A 25,493-nucleotide genomic window follows, 5' to 3' on the forward strand; every position below is an offset into this window, starting at 1 on the left:
TGTCATGGATGCTAATAGAAGAGAAATTACTTTTTGTGAGTTCATTATATATGTTGCTACGATTTGCAGTAGCTCCTCCTTATTAAATTTATGCTTATGATGTTCATATTCTAATATATCTACACAAAAATCTAAGTGAAAATAGTAGACTCACGCTCTGTCAGATTTCATCTTTGGTAATAAAACAACGAAAAATCTCTATGAACATGGGCTATCTAAGAGACTTTTGGCGACAAGGCAACTTCCGATGACAAGAGCTGTAAGCTACGTATTCACTGTTAGTATGCTCAGATTTTGGCATATTATACCTAATATTTCGTAAATAATTCCATAAATATTTTTTCTAACAATTATCTCGACCATTAAATTGAACTGGAATGCTTATGGTTATCACATCTGCAGCTGGCACATCAATATCCGATATGACAAGCATTGAATCGCAATAATCTACCGTAGCTTCAAATTCGTCGCCCGCCAAATCGGTGATGGTTATTTCTCCATTTAAAACAAATCCCTCAACAAATTTATTCGAAATCGTCACATTGTTAATCGTTGGAGCGTAAATCGGAAAGCTGGCCGTTCCCAAATTTGGTGACGCAAGACTTATGATATATTCGAACTCGTTTTGCGCCGCCGTCGTTATTGAAAATTCCGAGCTAAGTCTAATAGGCAATGCTTCTTCGTCAGATTTACCCTGGATTTGCAACGTGATACTAGGCTTAAACTGTTGCGTTATCGACGTCGTTTTGGGCAGTTCCATAACCGTCACTTGATTCGCAGTTTCGGGAATCGCCGACGCGGTCGTGACCCGATTTGCGGTATCTTTTTCGTTCAATATGGCTCGCAACTTTTGTGCAGCAATCTGAGACCCACCCTCGGCAATCGATTTCTCCACCACTGCGTGTAATTTTTCTATCGAAACTTCCGACAGTCCACCAGCTGCTTTGATTATAGATTGTAATTTTTTTACTGAGCTATCAGACACACCGGCACTTTTCGGCGTTCCAGACGGCAAAAATTTTTCTGTAGCCGAAGACGCAATTTTAAAACTTTCGATCGGTGACGCATTTTTTAAACTAGTAGCGGCTAATGATGTCTTTAATTTCTCTGCCAACGAGGACGAGCTAAATAATTCATCAGTTAATGCCGTCTTCAAGGCTGGGTTGGATGCCGAAAGTGCCTCTGTGACAATAGTTTTAAGGAGCTCTTGCAAAGGAACATCTGGCGAGTTTGCCGATCGTGAGTCTGCTGATGTAGCTGTTGAGTTTGCCGATCGTGAGTCTGCTGATGTAGCTGTTGAGTTTGCCGATGTGAGTTCGCTGATGTATCTGTTGAGTTTGCCGATCGTGAGTCTGCGGATGTAGCTGTTGAGTTTACCGATCGTGAGTCTGCTGATTCATATGGTGAGTTTGCCGATCGAGAATTCGCAGATGTAGCTGTTGAGTTTACCGATCGTGAGTCTGCTGATGCATCTGGCGAGTTTGCCGATCGTGAGTTCGTTGATGTAGCTGTTGAGTTTGCCGATAGAGAATTCGCTGATGCATATGGCGAGGTTGCCGATTGAGAATTCGCTGATGTAGCTGTTGAGTTTGCCGATGGTGAGTTCGCTGATGTAGTTGTTGAGTTTGCCGATCGTGAGTCTGCGGATGTAGCTGGCGAAGTTGCCGATGATGCGTTAGCTGATGTAGCTGTTGAGTTTGCCGATCGTGAGTGCGCTGATGTAGCTGGCGAGGTTGCCGATGATGAGTTCGCTGATGCAGCTGTTGAGTTTGCCGATTGAGAATTCGCTGATGCATATGTCGAGTTTGCCGATGATGAGTTAGCTGATGTAGCTGGCGAGTTTGCCGATTGTGAGTTTGCTGATGTAGCTGTTGTGTTTGCCGATCGTGAGTTCACAGATGTAGCTGTTGAGTTTACCGATCGTGAGTCTGCTGATTCATATGGTGAGTTTGCCGATCGAGAATTCGCAGATGTAGCTGTTGAGTTTACCGATCGTGAGTCTGCTGATTCATATGGTGAGTTTGCCGATCGAGAATTCGCAGATGTAGCTGTTGAGTTTACCGATCGTGAGTCTGCTGATTCATATGGTGAGTTTGCCGATCGAGAATTCGCAGATGTAGCTGTTGAGTTTACCGATCGTGAGTCTGCTGATGCATATGGCGAGTTTGCCGACGATGCGTTCGCTGATGTAGCTGCTGAGTTTGCCGATCGTGAATTCGCTGATGCATATGGCGAGTTTGCCGATAGAGAATTCGCTGATGTAGCTGTTGAGTTTACCGATCGTGAGTCTGCTGATTCATATGGTGAGTTTGCCGATCGAGAATTCGCAGATGTAGCTGTTGAGTTTACCGATCGTGAGTCTGCTGATTCATATGGTGAGTTTGCCGATCGAGAATTCGCAGATGTAGCTGTTGAGTTTACCGATCGTGAGTCTGCTGATTCATATGGTGAGTTTGCCGATCGAGAATTCGCTGATGTAGCTGTTGAGTTTACCGATCGTGAGTTCACAGATGTAGCTGTTGAGTTTACCGATCGTGAGTCTGCTGATGTAGCTGTTGAGTTTGCCGATTGTGAGTTCGCTGATGTAGTTGTTGAGTTTGCCGATTGTGAGTTCGCTGATGTAGTTGTTGAGTTTGCCGATCGCGAGTCTGTTGATGTAGCTGGCGCAGTTGCCGATGATGCGTTAGCTGATGTAGCTGCTGAGTTTGCCGATCGTGAGTTCGCTGATGTAGCTCGTTGAGTTTTGCCGGTTGAGAATTCGCTGATGTAGCTGTCGAGTTTGCCGATCGTGAGTCCGCTGATGTAGCTTGCGAGGTTGCCGATTGAGAATTCGCAGATGTAGCTGTTGAGTTTACCGATCGTGAGTCTGCTGATTCATATGGTGAGTTTGCCGATCGAGAATTCGCAGATGTAGCTGTTGAGTTTACCGATCGTGAGTCTGCTGATTCATATGGTGAGTTTGCCGATCGAGAATTCGCAGATGTAGCTGTTGAGTTTACCGATCGTGAGTCTGCTGATTCATATGGTGAGTTTGCCGATCGAGAATTCGCAGATGTAGCTGTTGAGTTTACCGATCGTGAGTCTGCTGATTCATATGGTGAGTTTGCCGATCGAGAATTCGCAGATGTAGCTGTTGAGTTTGCCGATCGTGCGTTAGCTGATGTAGCTGCTGAGTTTGCCGATCGTGAATTCGCTGATGCATATGTCGAGTTTGCCGATGATGAGTTAGCTGATGTAGCTGTCGCGTTTGCCGATCGTGAGTCCGCTGATGTAGCTTGCGAGGTTGCCGATTGAGAATTCGCAGATGTAGCTGTTGAGTTTACCGATCGTGAGTCTGCTGATTCATATGGTGAGTTTGCCGATCGAGAATTCGCAGATGTAGCTGTTGAGTTTACCGATCGTGAGTCTGCTGATTCATATGGTGAGTTTGCCGATCGAGAATTCGCAGATGTAGCTGTTGAGTTTACCGATCGTGAGTTCACAGATGTAGCTGTTGAGTTTGCCGATAGAGAATACGCTGATGTAGATGGCAGATTTTCAGTGTCAGGTGATTCAGATTGCGCAGCTTGTTGCATCATCTTTTTGAAGTTTTCAAGCGAGAGATCACTCATATTTGCTAATGCAACGTCCAACGGTAGGGTTATTTCGGACGATGATTTATCCATATTCGCTAATACGGCCTCTAGCGATGGATTGGCTGGTGTATAATTTAGGGACCTATTTCCTTGCGCCATAGCTTCTTTAAAATTTTTTAGCGGAAGAGTATTTTTTAGAATATCTGCCGGAGAATTGATGCTTTTCATTAATGGAGTATCGACTGTATACGCTTCGAACGTGTTGGCTTCTTTGTTGGACGGCTTGCGTTGCGTCGGTTACGGTGTTGTCAAAATGATCTGCAGATGTTCTTTGCTCATCGATTAGTTCGAAGGCTTCTATCTGCATGGTGTTTACTATTCTGTTGTGCATATTATATGGATCGCGGGTGCTATACATCAGATGAAATACTTCAGATTTCGGAAGAGCTTGAATAACCAAATTGAATCCGATTGGCGTAAATGCGTGTATCGATGGAATATTGCTCCAAATTTGATCTATAATGTCTATTGCAGTTGTATGGATTCTCAGTTGAATATTTTTGAGTGATTTTCCAGAAATATTTTTAATATACACATTGCTAAACTTTCCGGCAGAGGTCGATGAAACATTTTGAGTCATTATAAGCATGGGCTCTGTGGAATCGTAATTCAAAGTTGAGGATAATGGTATTGAATGCATAGGTGATAGTCCTTTCTATATAAGATTGCACATTAAATTTTAGATTTTCTGGGTATTTTTTCCTTTGTTTTGGCTAATTTTTTGGATGAGTTTTTCGTATTTGAAAGCACAGATAAGTTATTGCCTACATATGACGTTCTATCGATATTTGATAACAATTTGTATGTTTTTTGGGCATCGTCATAGCGTATAAAAAGAGTGTATATCCGAAATTTTTTTGACTTCGGCAGTGCTAAACGAATAGTTTGATGCTCAAGGTCGATGATTTCTAAGTAATATTTCTTTGCAGGATCCAATATGGAATAGGAACTTACATTTGTATATGAATTTTTGAGAAGGATCGGAGGATCTATTTCTGTACATAACGCTACCGAATGGATTTCCTTTGCAAAGTTACCAAATCTCGCGGCATAGTATATATCTTTAAATGACATATTTCTTTCCTCAGAAAGTATACATTTAAAAGCAGATTCATCTTTAGATTTTTTGGAAATAGCAAACATATAACTAGCGCCAGGTCGTAAATTTACTCGCTTTATCACAATAACATCATTAGTTAGCCTATTGATTACAGAAATATTATGAAAGCCCGAAGAAATTGGTCTATAGTTTTTAATTTTTTCTGGAAAGAGTTGCTTTAGATGCGTTTTTTCTTCGACCAAAATAGCAATGGGCTGGTCAGTAAAATTGATATAAGCAATATGAGAAATTTCTTTGTTTTTCATATTAAGGCCTCCATAATGTTATTTTTATAAGTATATGGTAAAAATCCCTGTTAATTCTATTTAATTTTTTGTAATAAGTAGGACAAAGAGCAACATCTAGAGAGATAGATCAAAGGATATGTAAATAAGGAAAAATATGGCATAAGTTGCAACAAAAAAAACTCCCCATAGTTAAATGGAGAGAAGAACATCTGCTTATGCCGCAATTTTGTTAGCGCGTTTTGTATTAAATTGTTTTACGAGACTTCTAATAATTAGTAAACCAAAAACTATAGCAATTACGGTGCGATATAAATCATGGCCATGAAGATGAGCATGAACTGATTCTATTATTACATTTGAGTTAAATAAAGAGATCATAGCGTCTAAAAATAATCCGCAAACTACACTAGATATGGCAATGCAAGTTAAGTATACAGCCATTGTTTTTTTACCCAGGCTTTTGAACAATATGGAAAGAGATGCGATATTGGTAACCGGACCAGCAAACAAAAATACAAACGCGGCTCCAGGAGAAATTCCCTTCATCATCAAAGATACTGCAATAGGGATAGACGCCGTAGAGCACACATACATCGGAATCCCGATCACCAGCATGATAAGCATAACTAATATAGGTGACTGAATACTAGCAATCCAAGTTTCGGGAAGAGAGGTACTGATCAACGCCGCAATTATAAGGCCAATTACAAGATTGACGGCAATTTCGTCTAAAAAATCTCCAAATCCATAGGTAAATATACTAACTACTTTAGCTTTAAATGAAGGTTCAGCCGGTGTCGCATCATGAGAACAGCAAGAGTGAGCCGTTTTGGCCGGTGCCGCATCATGAGAACAGCAAGAGTGAGCCGTTTTGGCCGGTGCCGCATCATGAGAACAGCAAGAGTGAGCCGTTTTGGCCGGTGCCGCATCATGAGAACAGCAAGAGTGAGCCGTTTTGGCCGGTGCCGCATCATGAGAACAGCAAGAGTGAGCCGTTTTGGCCGGTGCCGCATCATGAGAACAGCAAGAGTGAGCCGTTTTGGCCGGTGCCGCATCATGAGAACAGCAAGAGTGAGCCGTTTTGGCCGGTGCCGCATCATGAGAACAGCTACAATTAGTTTTTACTTTATATTGAACTGACTCTTTTTTGCAAAATTTGTTTGTAACTATTCCAGAAAAAATTCCAGAAATGAAGGCTGCAACAGCCCGAAAAATAGCAAACACAGGGCCCATCATTCCGTATGTTGCAATAATACTATCCACGCCGGTTTGTGGTGTAGAAGTAAGAAAACTTACGACGGCACCTTTGCTAGCGCCATTTTCCCCCAGATACAAGGCTGTTGGTACAACTCCACATGAGCATAATGGAAGCGGAACCCCAACAACCGAAGCTTTGATTACTGATTTTGTGTCATCGTTTCCAACATGCTTTAGTACGGTTTCTTTTTTCACAAATGCGTGTAAAATACCAGTAAAAATTATTCCGATGACTAAATAAAATGACATATCAACGAACAGATGCCATAGATTATTGATATACTCCATTCAATATCCTCCCTCTAAATTATATATATTTATATAGTACTCTGCCCTTAACAATGTTGTCAATAATTTTATATCCATTATTTTTTTAGAATAATTTTGAGTGCTTAATTTTTTTGAAATATTTTTGGATTTTACTTGCAATTTCAAAAATAATGTGTATAATGTAAAACTATAAATATAATAGTAGTGAAAGCCGCTATTACAAGCAGCGCTTCATTATAACAACCAGCTTTGAAAGCAATAGTGACAAACAAGATGCAAGCTAAATCTTCCGTACAACCAAAACGTATCTCATGGCGGTAGATGATAAATACGCATCTTTTTTGTGTCGCAAAAAAATGTTGGAGGGATATAATATGACAGATTTTTTGATATCAATTAATGATATTGTATGGGGAGTTCCACTGATTATATTAATATTATTTTGTGGAATCAGCTTAACCATAAAACTGCGAGGAATTCAAGTTACACAACTGGGGCAAGCATTAAAATATATGTTAAAAAATGAGCACGGTGGCGTTGGCGAGATCTCCTCTTTTGCCGCATTATGTACCGCACTTTCAGCGACGATAGGAACAGGAAATATTATCGGAGTCGCATCTGCCATTGCGGCGGGCGGACCAGGAGCATTGTTTTGGATGGAAGTCGCTGCGTTCTTTGGGATGGCTACAAAATATGCCGAAGGTTTTTTGGCTATAAAATATCGTGAAATTAAAAAAGACAATCGCGTTTTGGGTGGACCATTTTATTACATAGAAAAAGGGATGGGAGTTAAGTTTAAGTGGCTAGCAAAATGCTTTGCGATTTTTGGAGCTCTTGCAGGCTTACTAGGCATCGGAACCATAACTCAAATCAATGGCATAACCTCCGCGGCGCAAAACTTTTTCGATCCACAACAAGCGGGTGTAGTTTTTCATATAGGAGAAACCGCAATCACTACCACTACCATCGTAGTCGGGCTTGTCGTAACCGTATGTGCAGCATTGGTAATTATTGGAGGCATCAAACGTATTTCGACAATCGCTGCAGTTGTTGTTCCTTTTATGGCAATCGTCTATCTGGTTATGGGAATTTTCGTTATTGCGTTTAACATCGACTTAATTCCTTCCGCGTTATCAGCCATAGTGGTGGGAGCGTTCAATCCTCAGGCCGTGATGGGAGGAGTAATTGGGGTCACAATAAAAACGGCCATTCAAAAAGGAGTGGCACGCGGAATTTTTTCAAACGAGGCCGGTTTGGGATCTGCGCCAATTGCCGCTGCCGCCGCTTCTACAAAAGATCCAGTTCGCCAAGGTCTAGTTACAATGACCGGAACTTTCATCGATACAATCATCATATGTACTATAACAGGATTGGCCATTGTTATGACCGGTGCGTGGCTTCCGGAGTTGGGTCTTGAGGGGGCCGAAATCACAATGTACGCTTTTAGCGAGGCGCTACCTTTTTCATCAACAGTCAGTTCTTTTCTATTAATGAGCTGCTTAATATTTTTTGCCTTCACCACCATTTTGGGTTGGGACTATTACGCTGAAAAATGTATTGAGTATTTAACCGATGGCAACACAAAAGTCGTTCAGTGCTATAGATGGTTATATATAGCAATGATATTTATTGGACCATACATAACAGTAGCAGCAGTATGGACCATTGCAGACATTTTCAACGGATTGATGGCGATTCCAAATACTATCGCGCTGATTGCGTTATCCAAAATTGTAGCAAGCGAGACCAACAGTTACATTGCAAAGGCAAAAAATAAAAAATCGTTACATCCATAATAAAAGCTCCAGTTATCTCTCCTATTTCGCATGGGAGAGATTTTTATTTTGACATTGGCAGCTCTTCCAGCATCTGAAGTTGCGGCTCCGGCATTTGCGATTGATATGAGTTATGCATCTGAGGTTGCGGCCCTTGCATTTGTGATTGATATGAGTTATGCATCTAAGGTTGCGGCCCTTGAAATAGCGACCGCGGTTTCTGTTCTCTCTCCTATTTTACATGGAAAAAATTGTTACATTGGTGGTGGAGACATAGGCGCATCAAAAGTAGCCATATTTTGCATAAAGGCCTCTTTCGCTTCTTTGAATGGTTTGGATTTTGGATACGCACCGTAAGTAGGATCATGAGGTTGATGAGTAGCGGGAGGATCTTCTTTGGCCACAAAGGGGGCGCTCTTTAGCATGCCTGACTGAGGCCCTTGCATCTGAGGTTGCGGCCCTTGCATTTGTGATTGATATGAGTTATGCGTCTGAGGTTGCGGCTCCGGCATTTGCGATTGATATGAGTTATGCATCTGAGGTTGCGGTCCTTGCATTTGCGATTGATATGTGTTATGCATCTGAGGTTGCGGCTCCTTGCATTTGCGATTGATATGAGTTATGCGTCTGAGGTTGCGGCTCCGGCATTTGCGTTTGATATGAGTTATGCATCTAAGGTTGCGGCTCCGGCATCTACGATTAATATGAGTTATGCATCTGAGGTTGCGGCTCCGGCATTTGCGATTGATATGAGTTATGCATCTGAGGTTGCGGCTCCGGCATTTGCGAGGTTGCGGCTCCGGCATATGAGAGTTATGCATCTAAGGTTGCGGCCCTTGAAATAGCGACCGCGGTTTCTGTTCTCTCTCCTATTTTACATGGAAAAAATTGTTACATTGGTGGTGGAGACATAGGCGCATCAAAAGTAGCCATATTTTGCATAAAGGCCTCTTTCGCTTCTTTGAATGGTTTGGATTTTGGATACGCACCGTAAGTAGGATCATGAGGTTGATGAGTAGCGGGAGGATCTTCTTTGGCCACAAAGGGGGCGCTCTTTAGCATGCCTGACTGAGGCCCTTGCATCTGAGGTTGCGGCTCCTTGCATTTGCGATTGATATGAGTTATGCATCTGAGGTTGCGACTCCGGCATTTGCGATTGATATGAGTTATGCATCTGAGGTTGCGGCCCTTGCATTTGCGATTGATATGAGTTATGCATCTGAGGTTGCGGCCCTTGCATTTGCGATTGATATGAGTTATGCATCTGAGGTTGCGAATTCTTCGTTTGAAGTTGCGTAGTTAATTGTTGAACTTGTTGTTGCAATAGTATGAGCTGTTGTTGGTATCTTATATTTATTCCTTCTATTAACATGTCGAGCTCTATGTTCTCTTCCAAATCGGGATGGATTCCAATTGTGTCAATCGCAGAGATAACAGCAAGCCGTATCGTGGTTGTGATTTGCGCAAAAAGATGAGTTGCTTGAATAGAGTTCTTAATCGTCGCGCTAAACTTTGTGAATACGATATCATTTTGTAATGAGCTCTTTGCCGGAGTACTAAATGTTTGCGCACCATCTATAGAAAGAGCTGTATATAAAATATTTCCATCGACAAAATTAACCCAGATACAATCAATATATTTAAACATCGTTGCATCTTCAAATCGTACGACTGTTGCGACTATCGCTTCTGATGTTGTAGTTTTATATATCAACTGATTCTGACCATACATATTTTGTAGGTATAGTACGTGTATCTGATCGTCAATAATACAAGCATCATATTGTAGTATTGGCATGGCGGCAGAAACGATCGTTTGCAATGTTGGCTCTGCCAAACCGATTGTTAGACATTGAATCTCGGTAGCATTTTGTTCTTCCTGGAATAATATATATATATGGTCATTATTTGATAAACACATAAAAGTAGGAGCGGTAAAATTTGTAATTACGGATTCTACCGCCGATTGCAAGCCATTAAGTGTTTGCCGTAGTAAAGTATTGGTATTTGACAGGTTGTCATACGCTGTGTAGAAAAGATGCAGTATATTATTGAAATATATTAGTTGAAAATTTTCAAAAGTGAAAGGTCCATCAGACTCTTCAAATAATAGTGCACGTTTTGGTTGGTTATTTTGATATATTATATAGATAATTTGCCCTTTCAAATTTTTTACTATCAAGTGGATTAAACCCTTTGTATCTATGGTGGCGCAAAACTCATCAGTGATGTTGCTGAGTAAAGTAACTGGACGACTGATTCCTGTTGCACAAAAGCTTTGGGCCACAAGACTTTGCTTGTTTTTTTCGATTTTAGTAAATAAATTTTCGGACTGGCATAAAAAAACCATACTATCATCTCCTTTTATACATAATATTGAATATAAAAAAAAATATACTACAATTGTAACCCTTAAGCTTGCCCACTCATATATTAGATATTGGGAGTGACATTTATATAATTAGACATCCATTGTCGGGGAGTTGGTTGCCCGTACAAAAGGAAGTAGATATAATTAATAGGAGGTATAAATTATGAGTTGTGGATGTAATAACGTAAATAGCAATTTGAATAGAGCTGTGATAACTAATAATATTAACACAGTAAATGGTGAAACCAAGCACTTTAGTAACGCTGGAATCTGTAATATTTGCCATCCTTTGGCTACTGAAATCCCAACAGTCGGAATCGCGTCACCGATCGAAGATGCTGGGTATTGCCCGCCAATTGGAGAGCCAAAATTATTAACTTTGATGGCTCCAGCTGTATATGATGAAAGCGGCTTTAATCTTTGCCGTACAATTAAGTTAGCAGACTTTGTTAATGCCTGCGATGGTCCTATGAGCCGAACAACAGACCTTTTGTTTGATGGACTGACAGTAAACGATCTCAAAAAAGCAACCCATCTTCAAGTCCAAGTTGTTGATATAGATTTTAATTTTGTTTGCCCTAAGAGTTCGCGATTTTCTGATATCAAGCCAGCGAAGAATAACCCAAATATTTCTCGAGTAACATTAAGAGATATCGATGTAACGATAGCGGTAAAAGTAATTGATAACAATTGTAGAGTATGTAAAGAAGGAATGATGACTCTACGATATTTACCAGGTGAAAATTGCCCAGGTTATGACGAAGATACTAATCCAGCAAACGTTGCAATTGATTTATATACTCCGTATGGAGTTGCATTTGCGGCAGAAAATCCTGCAGGATGTAATAAATTAGTTCCGATCGTAAATTATGTAGGATTCGTAGGATCAGATCTTTGCCAAGGTTGTGTGCAAGATTATGGGGTAATGCCATTATCAGGAGATGGCAGTGTTGACCAATATAAATATCTTCCATCTACCCATACCTTCAAAACTTTTGAACCAAACAACGGCCTTACCCAAGGTATTTCAGCTCAGGGACTTGCCAAAGTTATTAGCGGAGATGATGAATATCTGGCGATTGGTCTTACACTTTACTTTAAAGTAGTTTATTTTGTACAATACAAGTTTAATCACGAAGGACTTTGTGTACCGCCGAAATTTGCAGTAGCAGGAAATCTTGAAACTAAGAGTTGCTTGTCATTTGTAGAAGGAGATCTTTTAGAGCAAAATATTTTGCCGCTTAGTGTTTGTATTCCTCCAAAGTCTTATTCTTAAGTAATAATATTTAAAATAAAAGGTGTGACTTCGTGTTGCATCTTTTTTTTATGTATGGATTAAATTTTCATTGACAATCTTTGGAATAAAAGATAAAATTATGGAGCATACCAAGAGGTAAAAATTGTAAAAACATTTAATAATTATTTAGATAGGGAGGTAAAGAATGGAATTTATTTTAAGAATTTTTATGCGACAAAAAATTAGAGACATTAGAATTGTGGGGAGACAAAAGTTATATCTTGTGTTTACCATAGATGGAGATGTCAAGGTTATGCATAAAAGAATTGCGGCTTCTCAGTATTCAGTGTGTGTACGTAAGGGGCAGTGGATTTTGCAGGATCTTAGAAAGGGTAACAAACAAGTGGAGCCGCTTCGAGGAATTGTACCAATAGAAGCGACGTTGAAACTTTCAATAACTGTATATGCTTTTAATTCGCACAATGTTTACAATATACCTACTCCGGATTCTGGCAGATTGCTTATTGGTCGTAGCGAACATACTGATCTTATGATTAGAAATAAATTAGTTTCAGATCCACATGTGGAATTGAATTATGCTAAAGGAGAATGGAGTTTTTTAGATATAGAAAGTAGTAATGGTACATATATTAATGATTATAAAATGTCTTCTGGAGTTATCAAAAAAACAGATGTACTAAAATTTGCTTTTTGCCAGATCATTATTACCGAAAATGGGTTGATTTTAATAACCGAAGACCCAGTTATGCTGCAATATAATTCTCAAGTTGTAGAGCAGAGATTTGTGACCGATATAGATAAACCGTATCCACTAAAATTAAACCGTTCACCAAGACTGAAACGACAAATTCAGCGTAAATTAATAGAAATACAAGCTCCGCCACCGCTAAGTAATACTCCAGAAATCAATTGGTTGACTGTATTGTTAGGGCCAGCCCTTACTATATTAGCAATGGTGGGGATAGTATTTTTGATACCAATACCAGAAGGACAAAACAGAAATCTGACAATGCTATATTATAGCGTACCTATGTCGACAATTGCAGTTCTTATGGGATTTTTAAGATATGGGGCACAAAAGAAACAATACAAGAAAATGATGGATTTACGAGAGTATAAATATCAAGAATATCTTACAGAGCAGGTAGATTATATTGAATCATTATTAGAAGACCAACGTGAAATTTTGTCCAATACTTTTCCATCTGTTACAGAATGCGTTATGCTGGCCCTTAGACGTGATACTCGACTTTGGAATCGCGCACAATATGATGAAGATTTCATGACTTTATCTGTGGGGCTAGGCACAATTGCAGCAGATATCCAGGTAAAAGTTCCAAAGCAATCGATATTACTTAAAGAAGATGTTCTGTTAAAACGCGCGCAAGAGCTAGACCATAAGTTTGAGGTAAATGAACACTGTCCAATATTAATGCATTTGGGCAAACATAGATCGTGTGGCATTATAGGGGATCGAATAAAATCAATACAGCTGACTAAAAATCTAATCATGCAAGCGGCAACATCGCATAGCTATCTGGATTTAAAAATTGTTATCATTAGCGATCCCAACGAAGCAGATGAGTGGGAGTTTGCAAAGTGGCTTCCGCATATATTTGATAAAAATCGTAGTAAACGTTATTTTGTAACTAATAAACAACATGCCAATATTATTTTAAACGATCTCAAAGAAGAACTCACTCAGTATAACAATGCAGTTGTTGCAGCAAATTCGCGTACATTTGATAAAAAGGCTCAGGATATTACAGAGATTCCACACTATTTATTTATTTGCGCATCGGTAGAATTTTGTCTTAATCATCCAATATTTCCATTTATCATGAAAAACGAACTCAATATTGAATGTTTATTATTGTTTAATGAAATTCATATGCTACCTCCTGATTGTCATTATATAGCAGATTTCTCTAATAGAAAGCCTATCTTCTACACAAAGACGAACATTGCGGAAATGAAAGAGTTTACACTAGAAACAACCGCAAAGTTTGAGGATTTTGCAAGAAGCATCGCACCACTGAGATTTGAAACTAGCGAAGATACACTAAAGCTTCCAGACGGAATTACATATCTTGAAGGTTACGGAGTTCAAAAAGCCGAAGAATTGCCAATAGAAAAATTGTGGGCATCTGGAATGCCAGAAAAATCAATGAGCGTACCTGTAGGGATTGGGGTCAATGGCGAATGGTTTGAATTTGATATTCATGAGAAAAAGAGTGGCCCTCATGGACTTGTTGCTGGGATGACAGGCTCTGGAAAATCAGAAATGGTCCAAACCTGGATATTGTCTATGGCAACTTATTTTTCGCCTAGCAGTATAAACTTTGTGCTTATAGATTTTAAAGGTACAGGACTAATCTTACCATTTAAGAATATTCCTCATTTGGCAGGCACCATTTCTAATATCGACAAAAACATTGGACGTAATTTGATTGCTTTGGAGCGAGAACTTAGCAGAAGGCAGCAATTGTTTAATGCCTGCGATGTGCAAAATATTACGCAGTATCTGAATGCCTATCGAGAAGGAAAAGTAACCGAGCCGTTACCATATATGTTTATTATTATCGATGAGTTTGCAGAATTTAAGATGCAGTTTCCAGATTTTATGCGTGTTATTGACAGTGTATTTGGAATTGGGCGTACGCTAGGGGTTCATATAATCTTACTGACTCAAAAACCTGGAAACGTTGTAACCGACAAAATGAACTCTAATACTAGATTTAGATGGTGCCTAAAAGTAGCCAGTTCTGGAGACAGTAACGATATGATTAAGAGACCTGATGCCGCAAAGATTACAAAACCTGGTAGAGCGTATGTGAAGGTTGGAGAAGACGAAATTTTTGAACAAACGCAATCTTTTTGGAGTGGAGCACCATATAATCCAAATAGAAGCTTAACACCACAGATGAAGACAGATGTTTCGCTAATTGATAATATTGGACAGCGCACTAAAGTGATAGTCCACAAGAAAAAAGTTAAAGCAACCAAAACCGAAATAGATGCAGTAGTTGATTATTTGCGAGAATATACTATTGCGAAAAACATTCCATTTGCAACACAAGTATGGACCGAAAAAATGCCATTTACAATTTATCTGAAGCCTCTGATTAAACATTCATTTAATGGTGGTTGGCCAAAATATGAAGGTGGGCTTAAACCGATTATTGGCATGGTAGATGATCCTCGAAATCAGTCGCAGTATCCTCTTGTATTAAATTTAACAGAGCAAGGTCACGCGGTTATATATGGGTCACCTGGAAGCGGAAAGACTACATTGATTCAAACACTTATTATGTCGATTGTCTTATCTTATAGTCCAAAAGATGTACAAATTTATATCATGGATTTTGGTGGAGGAAGTTTGGGAATGTTTAAGCAGTTTCCACATGTAGGCGGCATTGCTCTTGGAGATGAATCCGAAAAAATCATGAAGCTATCTGAGATGCTGTTAAAGATGTTAAAGGAGCGTAAAAAGCTATTTGCAGCACAATCAATTCTCAGTATAGCATCTTATAGAGAAGCCGTAGGAACTGATATAGAAGAAGTGGTATTATTATTGGATAACTTTGCACCAGTTTTAAGTACATACCCAGATTTATCAGATATGTTTGGGTTGTTAACTCGCGAAGGTAGTAGCTATGGAATATACGTAATTATAACAGGAGGCAATATGAATGCCATTAGCTATCGTATTAGCCAAAACATTGTTCAGACTCTGTGTCTAATAATGCCTGATAGAGGAGAATATACAACAATTGTGGGACGTACAGAAGGTGTAGAACCAGAAAATACTCCGGGACGCGGATTAATAAAAGCCAAACCTCCTCTAGAGTTCCAGATCGCATTGCCATTTGAAGATGAAGCGGAAAGCAAACGTGCGACAGGTATTAAAGCATTGGCGGCACAAATGGATCAAAGCTGGGATGGAGCTCGCCCGGCAATTATCCCTACGATGCCAGATATTGTGACTTTAGTAGATTACCCTACTGATAAGCTATTTTTGGGCCTAACTTACTCAGATTACAGCAAAGTTGAAGTGGACATAAAATCAAAACAATTTTTTACAATTTCTACTAAGAAAAAAGCGCCCGAACTGTTCGAATTAATTTATAGTCAAATTGCAAAAAAAGTAGATTATGAAGAATATTTAATTTATGGCGATAATACAATTAATATTGAAAGTACTATTACAGCCAGTGAAGATTTTGACATAGCAATAGCAAATTGGATGCCGCGTTTGCAAGAACGTAAAATGGCCATCGCCAACGGTCCGCTTGACGAAAAACAATATCCATATATGTTTTTAGCGATTTATGATTTAGAAAATTGTTTTGATAAAGCCACCGATGAAACAATGAAGAGATTATTTGCGATCGCTAATTTAGGAGAAAGCCTAAATGTTATAGTGTTATTGCAAGGATTGGCCGCGTCGATAGTAAAATTAGCTACTGCAGGAGATGTATTTACTAGTGCCATGGTAAATAAACGTTGCGCATTGATATATAACGGTTGTGCAAGTGATCATAATGTATTTAAGCTCAATTTGCCGTATACTGAAGTCAAGGTAGATTTAGCCGCTGAAGATGCGTATGTGGTATTAGGAGATGAAGTCGAAAAAATCAAATTGGTATCTATATGATAGAAGAATTAAATTAAAAATACAATAAGAATATAAGTAAATTATGAGGTGAAAAATGAAACCCTGTGAAGAAGTGATAGTAACTTTGAAGTTTGAATTTCAAGAAATAGATATGGAATTACCTACATTTATGTCTTGGGGGACATTGAGTCAAAAAATATTGGAATGTTTGCGAGAAAACGAATCGCGAAAATATGCTCCTTTCACAAGGCTTACAGCAACTCATGCAGGAACCCCTTTAATTGCGACTGATACTTTGGCTTCTCGTGGCATATGGGATGGCAGTGTATTGTTTTGCATATTAGGATAGGAGGCAAGTGTGATGACTAATACGACCAAACAAGTCAATCAGCTTAAAAATTGTGTAAGTGATGTTTCTTTAGTGCAAAATTTTTTGAATATGTTAGAAACAGATGCTGGTAAAGAATGGGAAGGGAAGAGTGCGACAGCCTGGAAAAACGCATTATCGAAGCAGAAAGAAGCAGTTATAAGTTTAATTGATGAAATGGAACAAGTTATTACTACAATTGAACGAGTAACAGACAAAATCAGAGCTGAGGAAATACGTGAAATGGAAGAAAGACATGAAAAGGAGGACAGATAATTGCATTCCACAATTAAAGTAGACTTTGGTCATATATCGAAGCTTAAGAAGAGATTAGCACGACAAGTTGATGAACTAGGAATAGTCTGCCAAAACATATCCTACGTTAGTCATACACTAGATAATAAGGTGATGGCACGAGAAAACATTGATTATAAACTGGCGCAACTGCAAGCAAAGTTTCAAAAATTACATGATAATTTATTAAATCTTGTTGATGTGTTAGGAAAAACTATAGAGGAGTTTTCGCAAATAGAACGAGAGATAGCTCAAAAATCTAAAGAATTGGCAAAATGATAAAAAATTTATACATCCAGGAAAAGGAGGGATTGAATAATGGCAAATTTAATTCAAGTGACGCCAGAAGAACTTCGAAATCGCGCACGAGATGTACGACAATATCGAAGTCAAAACGACGAAGTGATGACAGATATTTCCATATTAATTAGAAGTTTAAACGATATTTGGGAAGGTGAAGCGCAACGGGCATATGAGGCAAAATTATCGACTTTACAATCAAAATTTAATGAATTTTCTGATAAGATAGAAGCATACGCAAAAATGATGGACATGACCGCAGACGGATTAGAACAAACAGATATTCGAATAAGTAGCGCTATTAACAGCTTTAATATTTAAGTAAGGTTTTTACAAGGAGGAATTATAATGGCAGATTTAATTCAAGTAACACCTAGCGAACTAAGAGAAAGAGCAAAGGACGTGCGGACATATAGAACAGACAATGATACCGTATTAGCTGATATTGCAGCATTGATCCGGGGATTAAACGAAATCTGGGAAGGTGAAGCTCAGCGGGCTTTCGAAGCAAAATTTAATAACGTTCAATCTAAATTTGTAACTTTTTCTGAGGAAATAGAAAAATATGCTAAAATGATGGAGAGGGCAGCAGACGGCCTAGAATTCACTGATCAAGATTTAAGTAGTAGAATTAACAGTTACAATGTATAGAATCAGATCGAAAGTATACAGACTTTTGAGAGATCATAAAAATAAGGAGGATTTATTATGGCAGTAATTAAAGTAACAGCAGACGTTTTAATGAACAAAGAATTAGAAGCAACTGCTCTTGTCGCAGAACACGGAGAAGCAATCGAAAAAATCCGGCAACTAGTACACCAATTGAGTCCAATGTGGCAAGGCGATGCGCAAGTGGCTTTCCTAAGAATTTTTGAAGACATGGAACCTACGTTTAGAGAATTTAGAGAAACATTGGATGGATATATCGAGCTTATGCATATGACAGCAGAAGAGTTTAGACGTAGCGATACAGAAATTGGCTCAAGCTTTGTGTAAAAATTTGATATATCGAGCTTATGCATAGACGGCAGAAGAGTTTAGACGCAGCGATACAGAAATTGGTTCAAGCTTTTCGTAAAAATTTTATATAGGAGGAATTATAATGGCAGATTTAATTCAAGTAACACCTAGCGAATTAAGAGAAAGAGCAAAGGACGTGCGGACATATAGAACAGACAATGATACCGTATTAGCTGATATTGCAGCATTGATCCGGGGATTAAACGAAATCTGGGAAGGTGAAGCTCAGCGGGCTTTCGAAGCAAAATTTAATAACGTTCAATCTAAATTTGTAACTTTTTCTGAGGAAATAGAAAAATATGCTAAAATGATGGAGAGGGCAGCAGACGGCCTAGAATTCACTGATCAAGATTTAAGTAGTAGAATTAACAGTTACAATGTATAGAATCAGATCGAAAGTATACAGACTTTTGAGAGATCATAAAAATAAGGAGGATCTATTATGGCAGTAATTAAAGTAACAGCAGACGTTTTAATGAGCAAAGAATTAGAAGCAACTGCTCTTGTCGCAGAACACGGAGAAGCAATCGAAAAAATCCGGCAACTAGTATACCGGTTGAGTCCAATGTGGCAAGGCGATGCGCAAGTGGCTTTCCTAAGAATTTTTGAAGACATGGAACCTACGTTTAAAGAATTTAGAACAACATTGGATGGATATATCGAGCTTATGCATATGACAGCAGAAGAGTTTAGACGTAGCGATACAGAAATTGGCTCAAGCTTTGTGTAAAAAGTGTGAATAATATACTATACGAAGAATTCAAAGTTATTAATACATCAATGTAAACTAAACTCCATGTAAAAAACTACGTGACCTTCTATTCCTAAAATAGGAGGTTATATTTTTATGAAATTATAAATAATATTAATGTATTATAAAAAATACTAGAGATTTATTTAAAATTAAAAGAGAGGTGAATTATGAACAGTTCGATATTTGGAAAATCACAAAATACAGTAACTGTTACTATATCTTCTGATATGACCTTAGATACAATGGCATATAGAGCTCTAAATGGTGATAGACCCCCCTTTTTGGTGCCATATGTAATAGATAATATTAATGGGGAAGTGATTTTGTCTTATAATATAGACGAAAGAATGTCTTTGGAAAAATTATCAAAAGAATTTAGTGCAACTGAACTGTTTAGAGTGTATAAAAGTATTATAGAAAGTCTCATTCAATGTGGTGACTGGTGCTTTAATAATACAAACTTTTGTCAAAATACTAATTACATTTTTGTAGATTGGCCGTCTCAAACAGTAAAATTTATATACGCACCAGTAAGAGAATATACCCAAGATGTATCTGTTACCAAAAAAATGTTATTACAATTATTAAACAATTGCCAAGATGTGTCCAATCTTGATTTAATGAAATTTTATAGATATTTTTCAGGAGATCAATTTAGTTTTCAAAGTTTTAAAAATTTATTAGATACAATCGAAATACCACTCAGAGATCCTTCGGAACAATCTATACATAATTTAGGTATTCAGCAGCCACCTCCACCGCAGCCAGTGACGTCGCAGCAGCAGACTCCACCGCCACCTCCAATGCCTTCTATGCAAGAGTTTGTGATGCCTCCTGAGCCAAGGCAACAAGAAGAAAAAAGCAAAGGTTTCTTTAAAATGTTTGGAAAAAAGAATAAGAAAAATTCTGGTGAAATATATTTATATGATGATGGTCAAAACCCACAATCTGCTATGAACAAAATATCGCGTCCTCAAAAATTGCCTGACAATTTTAATAACATGCAAAGTGATGCCATGCTAACACTCGTGGCACCAAATGTGAATTTTCCGCGATTGGAGTATCAAATACCACTTGTTTTAATTAATAATAAATTTAGTTTGGGTCGACAAGACAAAGGTAACAAGCCGAAAGAATCAGATTACGAATTTGATGTTAGCATTAAATCTATTAGTCGAAAACATGCAACTATAGTTAGAGAAAATGACGTATATTATTTAGTAGATTTTAATTCATCCAATGGAACATTTTTAAATGATGAAAGATTAAAGCGTAATATTCAATATCAATTAAATTATAATGACAAAATTTCGTTTTCTAAACAAGGAATAGAGTATTGGTTTACAACCGACGAAGATAGTGGTGACGAAACTATGCTTATGTTTTAGTAAATATGAAAGTGGGAGGGAAAACATGATAATAAGCGGACGAAGTGACGTAGGAACAAACAGATCTGTAAATCAAGATAGTTTATATGTAAAAAAGATGAAAGTTGGTCGGCACAAAGTTTGTCTGGCTGTTGTTAGCGATGGCATTGGTAGCTTTAAGAAAGGTGGATTGGCTGCTCATACAATAACAAGAAGTGTCAGAGGTTGGGCAGAAGATGGTCTTATTCAGAGTATACAGAGGCAAGATACTATAGAAACTATTACCGAGCAGATAAACGATTTGTTAATTACGATTAATAATTATATTATATATACAGCCTCAATGCAAAATATTGTAACTGGAGCAACTGTTTCATTGTTATTAACCATAGATAATAAATATACAGTCGCACATGTTGGAGACAGCCGTATATATAAGCTAGGGAGTATGGGCCTATCTATTATAACACGAGATCACTGCATTATACGTGATGGAAAGACCTTACTTGCTCAATGTATTGGGCATAATACGGATATTGAGATTTTTAACGCACACGGAGACGTTAAAAGACGAGATATGTTTTTTGTATGCACTGATGGATTTTATAAATGGGTTGACCTAAATCGATTAGTGAGAAATCAAAGATGGGTAATTAATACGTATCAGCTAATTAATTATATGAATAATCTATTTACTCAAGTTAAGGGAACATACTGTAGTGATGATATATCTACAGCAATTATTAAATTTATGTAATAAAAAATAAAAAGAGAGGAGGGAGCAACTCTTGAGTGGGGTTGCTCTATAACTTATGATCAAAAAAATTAGTTTTTTATTAACTGTCGCAATATTGTTACAACCATTATCTATACAAGCTACAAACACATTCATAGAAATCGATGACCCATACCTTTTAGAAGAACTTTTACAAAATGCGGATAAAAATCATAACGGATATATAGAACAAGTCGAAGCGCTAAATTTGAATAAACTACAACTAGATAATCTATACGTTACAGACATTAGACCACTCAAACATTTTCCTAATTTAACCAGTATTGTCACTCAGAGACATAGCATAACTGATATAAGCGCCCTAGCAAGCTTATCTAATCTCACGTATTTAGATTTGAAAAATGATACAAAATCTTCAACGAAACCTGGTATAACTAATATATCACCACTGAGAAATTTAACCAATTTAACTTATCTCAATTTGAGTAACAACAATATTAGCGATCTCAGACCACTCTCAAATTTAACCGGTTTAAAAAATTTACTTCTAGAAGACAACAACATTTCTCTTGTCTATCCCATAAGCAATCTAACAGAACTTACTATTATAAACATAAAGAATAATCCAGTATCAGATTATATGTCTTTATCAAATTTGACGGGTTTAAAAAGATTGTATTTGGACGATGATAAAATTACATTAGCAGATGAGATAGCATTAATAAATACTGGTATTAATGTATACACTGTGACACCTAAACCCGATAGTAAAGATGAATTTGTGGTAGAAATTCCTATGGATAATATAGATTTGCCATATAACCAATTAGACCACATAGAAAATCGTGACCAGGCAGTTTCGGTGATGGAAGACATAGTAGATAATTTATCTGCTGTTCAAAAAGAAGATAGGCAGGTTACAGAGATGGTCGCTACATACGCAGAAGAAGCCGTAATTCAAGTTGCCAGCAAGTCAATCAATCGCAATGAGTTGATAAACTATGATTTGGTAGTGGACTTAGAAGCTGAAGCGAATCAGACAGCTGCAGCGCTAGAAGATACTATAGCAAATGGAGGAATCGAATTAAACCGCGAATTGGATCGGAATGTATTGCTGACTGCAATAGAAGATTTAACGACAGTTATAACATTGGATACGTCTCTCGCACAATCGCAAGGGATCGATAACCTTAGAGTTGAAACCAAGGATGTGGATCTAGAACTTAATATGGATGACTTTAAAAAAGAAAATTGGACCGAGCCACTCAAAATAACATTAGAACAAAAAGGTTCGGGAGTGCAAGGAGATAGTACAAACTATAATAATACTAGCTATGCTATTAGTTATAGTCCAAAAATGCCAGAAAAGCCTATAACTATAGGGCTTCCAAAAACAGTTGGTGACTTAAACTATCAGGCAGCATTTAGAAATAATGAACTGGTGGGCGGAAAATATAATCCTGCAACAGACAAAATAGAAATGCAATCTAATTTGGAAGGCGACTTTATTGTTGCAGAAAATTATCAAAACTTTACAGACATTGCAAACAAAAGTGTACAGATGCAAGAAGCTATTAAAATGCTGGTCTCCAAAGGAATTATGGATAGCAACACTGCTACTGAATTTGGGCCAGATGACGCTGTAACGAGGGCCGAAATCGCCACTATGCTAGTGAAAATTATCTATGCATATGATTTAACAGCAGATGGAGGATATATCGACGTATTTCCAACCGATTGGTTTCATGCTGGAGTGGGCTCGGCGACAAATGAGGGAATCATGGAAGGATACCAAGACAATACATTTAAGCCAAATTCACTGGTATTAAAAGATGAAGCCATTTCAGTTATTGCACGTGTTTTGCAAATGGAAAAGGGATATTCAACGCCATCAAATATAACAGATTACCTTTCTCAATATGTGGACGCTAAAGATATACCGGCCTGGGCAGCGGCAGATATTGCCTTTGCAACGAGAGAAAACTTGATTATGAGACGTACCGATGGAATGTTTTTGCCTTCATCAGTAATGACGAAAGGCGAAATTGCAATGATTCTCAAAAAACTATTTGATAGAATAGGATAGGTGAAACACAATGAAGCACAAGTGGCTCATAGCAGCAACTATAATAATATCTTCGACCCATTTATTTGCAACAGATGCGGTGAATTTTACAGATGAAAATCTGCATAGGGCAATTTTAGAGCAAGTGGATAGCAATGGCAATAGGCAAATCGAAAGAAATGAGCTTGCTGATTTATCAACGTTAAATTTATATGACGAACAACTTGTGAACAGCGCACCTATTGCAAGCTTGATAGGATTAAAAAATTTAGATATTTCAAATAATCAGTTTAGCAATTTATCTATTGTAGCATTTATGAAAAATCTCACCACATTGGGTGCGTCACGAAATAGTATAACAAATATTGAGCACATACAAAATTTAACAAATTTGGAGCAGCTACATCTAAATGACAATAAGCTGATTAATATATATCCTCTCGCTACACTAACAAAACTGAGAACATTATATATTAACAACAACAATATATCGGATATAACATCTTTAAGCGAACTAAAAAATCTTGTATCACTAAACGTAAGCAACAATAAAATAAGTAACATTTCATCGCTAGCCAATCTCACCAATTTAGAGGAGCTAAATTTAGCAAACAACCAAATATCAGATATCGCTGCCTTAGAAAATTTGACAAACCTAAACTATGTAAATTTGTCTGGAAATCCATTAAATATACGGGATGCCAAAACTTTAGAAATACTAAATAATCTAAAAAATGGAGGAGCTCGCATAGTTTATGATAGCGAAATACCAAAAAATGCCAAAACTCCAGTAGTGTCAACCTCTGTTGCAACAGCAAAATTTCAAAACTATTTGGCAGACATCGCCCCAACTCCACTTCCAAACTTGTCGTACAAAAATTTGGATAACTTAGAGGATGCAGATGATCTGATTGTTGTATTAGAAGCGGCAATGGCGGAGTTGACTACTATCCATTTTGTGGATGAATATATTACAGAAGTATTTACACAATTTGCCGAAGAAGCGATCGAACAAATGTGTTACAAGCGGATTCATCAAAACACATTAACCATAGATTCTAGCACTGTCGCTCACCTTGCCGATGATGCGAATACTATAGCAGATGCGCTTCCAACAGTTTTTGCCTTACAAGGTCTCGAGCTGAACCGTCCAATAGAGAAGACGGTATCGGTAGCGACAAAAGGGAACTACAAAGCTAATGTAACGCTGGACCCTTCTTTAACACAATTAAATATCAATAGTATTAAAATTATAACAACAGAAGCAGAAATAATCGTCGATATCGAGGATCTGCCAAACACTCCTGTTACAATATCTATGACACGAAAAGATAATAGCAACGTGGACTATGAGGGCGTGGATTATGATAATTCCAGTTATATCGTAACATCCACACCGACGATTCCGTTAAAAATAGGCTTGAGATTGGCAGATGAAGATGATCCACAAAACCAGGCGATTCTTCGCGATGGAATTAATGAAGGCGGCAAATACAATCCTGCAACAAATAAAATTGAAGCTTCATCTAAACAAAATGGAGCATATACAGTAGAAATAACTAAGCCAAGATTTAAGGATTTGACAACAACTACAAAACAAATGAGAACAGCAATTGAGTTGGTTGCCGCAAAAGGCATTATGAACGGTGTGGCAGAAGAAGAATTTGCACCAAACGAGATCGTGTTGAAAAAGGACTTGGCAGCAATACTGGAAAATATAGGATATTCTGCAGCGGCAGCGCTGGAGTCTGCAGATCCACTGTTGCGCATAGATATGGTTGCGACAATCACGCAAGCTTTATTAGATGAGCAGAAGTATTTACTACCACTATATCCAGCCAACTATTTGGTAGATTACGCCGATATGGCAGCTATTCCAGACTGGGCAGCCGAGCTAGTCGCATTAGCAACAAGAGAAGATTTGATACCGATAAGAATTGATGGTAATTTTGCTCCAAATGAACCGGTAACCAGAGGTGAACTTGCTATAGCTTTGAAATTACTATTTGACAGGATTGGAAATTAAAAATTATGAACAGGGATTTTCATCTCGATTTAT

General features: G+C 37.9%; 25 protein-coding genes. 18 read left to right on the forward strand and 7 right to left on the reverse strand.

What is annotated here, in order from left to right:
- Positions 1 to 343 precede the first annotated feature (343 nt).
- The 6 genes from PCY70_RS00460 to PCY70_RS00485 all read right to left on the reverse strand — a co-directional run bounded on the left by PCY70_RS00460 (position 344) and on the right by PCY70_RS00485 (position 6,527).
- A complete protein-coding gene (locus PCY70_RS00460) occupies positions 344 to 1,114 on the reverse strand; it encodes a hypothetical protein (protein WP_305768014.1) in 771 nt (256 codons plus the stop codon).
- A gap of 38 nt (positions 1,115 to 1,152) precedes the next feature.
- Entirely contained in the window at positions 1,153 to 1,896 is a 744-nt protein-coding gene (locus PCY70_RS00465; protein ID WP_305768015.1) for a RodZ family helix-turn-helix domain-containing protein, read from the reverse strand.
- A gap of 629 nt (positions 1,897 to 2,525) precedes the next feature.
- A complete protein-coding gene (locus tag PCY70_RS00470) occupies positions 2,526 to 3,803 on the reverse strand; it encodes a hypothetical protein (RefSeq protein ID WP_305768016.1) in 1,278 nt (425 codons plus the stop codon).
- Positions 3,742 to 4,275, reverse strand: a complete 534-nt coding sequence (locus PCY70_RS00475; RefSeq protein WP_305768017.1) for a hypothetical protein — start codon at positions 4,273 to 4,275, stop codon at positions 3,742 to 3,744. The genes PCY70_RS00470 and PCY70_RS00475 overlap by 62 nt, the downstream gene beginning before the upstream one ends.
- Positions 4,276 to 4,307: 32 nt before the next feature.
- A complete protein-coding gene (locus PCY70_RS00480) occupies positions 4,308 to 5,000 on the reverse strand; it encodes a hypothetical protein (protein ID WP_305768018.1) in 693 nt (230 codons plus the stop codon).
- Between the two features lie 195 nt (positions 5,001 to 5,195).
- Positions 5,196 to 6,527 carry an SO_0444 family Cu/Zn efflux transporter gene (locus PCY70_RS00485; protein WP_305768019.1) on the reverse strand — a complete coding sequence of 444 codons (1,332 nt, stop codon included), beginning with the start codon at positions 6,525 to 6,527 and terminating at the stop codon, positions 5,196 to 5,198.
- 356 nt (positions 6,528 to 6,883) lie between these two features.
- Between PCY70_RS00485 and PCY70_RS00490 the strand changes: the two genes are divergently transcribed.
- The 4 genes from PCY70_RS00490 (at position 6,884) to PCY70_RS00505 (ending at position 9,129) form a co-directional block, all read left to right on the forward strand.
- On the forward strand, positions 6,884 to 8,305 hold the full coding sequence (locus tag PCY70_RS00490; RefSeq protein WP_330697033.1) for an alanine/glycine:cation symporter family protein: 1,422 nt from the start codon (positions 6,884 to 6,886) through the stop codon (positions 8,303 to 8,305).
- A 48-nt stretch (positions 8,306 to 8,353) separates the two neighbouring features.
- Complete coding sequence (locus PCY70_RS00495) at positions 8,354 to 8,641, forward strand: hypothetical protein (RefSeq protein WP_305768020.1); 288 nt, start codon at positions 8,354 to 8,356, stop codon at positions 8,639 to 8,641.
- A gap of 112 nt (positions 8,642 to 8,753) precedes the next feature.
- Positions 8,754 to 8,897 carry a hypothetical protein gene (locus PCY70_RS00500; RefSeq protein WP_305768021.1) on the forward strand — a complete coding sequence of 48 codons (144 nt, stop codon included), beginning with the start codon at positions 8,754 to 8,756 and terminating at the stop codon, positions 8,895 to 8,897.
- Between the two features lies 1 nt (position 8,898).
- Positions 8,899 to 9,129, forward strand: coding sequence for a hypothetical protein (locus tag PCY70_RS00505; RefSeq protein ID WP_305768022.1), 231 nt, complete (start codon positions 8,899 to 8,901; stop codon positions 9,127 to 9,129).
- Between the two features lie 155 nt (positions 9,130 to 9,284).
- Here the strand turns inward: PCY70_RS00505 and PCY70_RS00510 are convergent, their stop codons facing one another.
- Positions 9,285 to 10,634: a hypothetical protein gene (locus PCY70_RS00510; protein WP_305768023.1), complete on the reverse strand. Its 1,350-nt coding sequence runs from the start codon at positions 10,632 to 10,634 to the stop codon at positions 9,285 to 9,287.
- A 184-nt stretch (positions 10,635 to 10,818) separates the two neighbouring features.
- Between PCY70_RS00510 and PCY70_RS00515 the strand changes: the two genes are divergently transcribed.
- The 14 genes from PCY70_RS00515 (at position 10,819) to PCY70_RS00580 (ending at position 25,460) form a co-directional block, all read left to right on the forward strand.
- Positions 10,819 to 11,931 carry a hypothetical protein gene (locus PCY70_RS00515; protein ID WP_010165714.1) on the forward strand — a complete coding sequence of 371 codons (1,113 nt, stop codon included), beginning with the start codon at positions 10,819 to 10,821 and terminating at the stop codon, positions 11,929 to 11,931.
- A 166-nt stretch (positions 11,932 to 12,097) separates the two neighbouring features.
- A complete protein-coding gene (gene essC / locus PCY70_RS00520; RefSeq protein WP_305768024.1) occupies positions 12,098 to 16,570 on the forward strand; it encodes a type VII secretion protein EssC in 4,473 nt (1,490 codons plus the stop codon).
- Positions 16,571 to 16,625: 55 nt separating this feature from the next.
- The gene (locus PCY70_RS00525; RefSeq protein WP_010165716.1) at positions 16,626 to 16,880 is read left to right on the forward strand and encodes an EsaB/YukD family protein; all 255 of its coding nucleotides are present in this window, start codon (positions 16,626 to 16,628) and stop codon (positions 16,878 to 16,880) included.
- A gap of 9 nt (positions 16,881 to 16,889) precedes the next feature.
- Positions 16,890 to 17,174: a hypothetical protein gene (locus PCY70_RS00530; RefSeq protein WP_305768025.1), complete on the forward strand. Its 285-nt coding sequence runs from the start codon at positions 16,890 to 16,892 to the stop codon at positions 17,172 to 17,174.
- Positions 17,175 to 17,471: a hypothetical protein gene (locus tag PCY70_RS00535; protein ID WP_305768026.1), complete on the forward strand. Its 297-nt coding sequence runs from the start codon at positions 17,175 to 17,177 to the stop codon at positions 17,469 to 17,471. It abuts the gene before it with no gap.
- 39 nt (positions 17,472 to 17,510) lie between these two features.
- Complete coding sequence (locus tag PCY70_RS00540; protein WP_010165719.1) at positions 17,511 to 17,813, forward strand: WXG100 family type VII secretion target; 303 nt, start codon at positions 17,511 to 17,513, stop codon at positions 17,811 to 17,813.
- A gap of 27 nt (positions 17,814 to 17,840) precedes the next feature.
- A complete protein-coding gene (locus tag PCY70_RS00545; protein WP_305768027.1) occupies positions 17,841 to 18,143 on the forward strand; it encodes a WXG100 family type VII secretion target in 303 nt (100 codons plus the stop codon).
- A 57-nt stretch (positions 18,144 to 18,200) separates the two neighbouring features.
- On the forward strand, positions 18,201 to 18,488 hold the full coding sequence (locus PCY70_RS00550) for a WXG100 family type VII secretion target (RefSeq protein ID WP_305768028.1): 288 nt from the start codon (positions 18,201 to 18,203) through the stop codon (positions 18,486 to 18,488).
- Positions 18,489 to 18,594: 106 nt separating this feature from the next.
- Entirely contained in the window at positions 18,595 to 18,897 is a 303-nt protein-coding gene (locus tag PCY70_RS00555; RefSeq protein WP_305768027.1) for a WXG100 family type VII secretion target, read from the forward strand.
- A 57-nt stretch (positions 18,898 to 18,954) separates the two neighbouring features.
- Positions 18,955 to 19,242, forward strand: a complete 288-nt coding sequence (locus PCY70_RS00560) for a WXG100 family type VII secretion target (protein ID WP_305768029.1) — start codon at positions 18,955 to 18,957, stop codon at positions 19,240 to 19,242.
- A gap of 191 nt (positions 19,243 to 19,433) precedes the next feature.
- Complete coding sequence (locus PCY70_RS00565; protein ID WP_305768030.1) at positions 19,434 to 20,654, forward strand: FHA domain-containing protein; 1,221 nt, start codon at positions 19,434 to 19,436, stop codon at positions 20,652 to 20,654.
- 25 nt (positions 20,655 to 20,679) lie between these two features.
- Positions 20,680 to 21,390 carry a PP2C family protein-serine/threonine phosphatase gene (locus PCY70_RS00570; protein WP_010168730.1) on the forward strand — a complete coding sequence of 237 codons (711 nt, stop codon included), beginning with the start codon at positions 20,680 to 20,682 and terminating at the stop codon, positions 21,388 to 21,390.
- A gap of 55 nt (positions 21,391 to 21,445) precedes the next feature.
- On the forward strand, positions 21,446 to 23,455 hold the full coding sequence (locus PCY70_RS00575) for an S-layer homology domain-containing protein (protein ID WP_305768031.1): 2,010 nt from the start codon (positions 21,446 to 21,448) through the stop codon (positions 23,453 to 23,455).
- 10 nt (positions 23,456 to 23,465) lie between these two features.
- The gene (locus PCY70_RS00580; RefSeq protein WP_305768032.1) at positions 23,466 to 25,460 is read left to right on the forward strand and encodes a leucine-rich repeat domain-containing protein; all 1,995 of its coding nucleotides are present in this window, start codon (positions 23,466 to 23,468) and stop codon (positions 25,458 to 25,460) included.
- Positions 25,461 to 25,493: the final 33 nt, after the last annotated feature.

Source organism: Candidatus Epulonipiscium viviparus, assembly GCF_030708075.1.
Classification (GTDB): domain Bacteria; phylum Bacillota; class Clostridia; order Lachnospirales; family Cellulosilyticaceae; genus Epulonipiscioides; species Epulonipiscioides viviparus.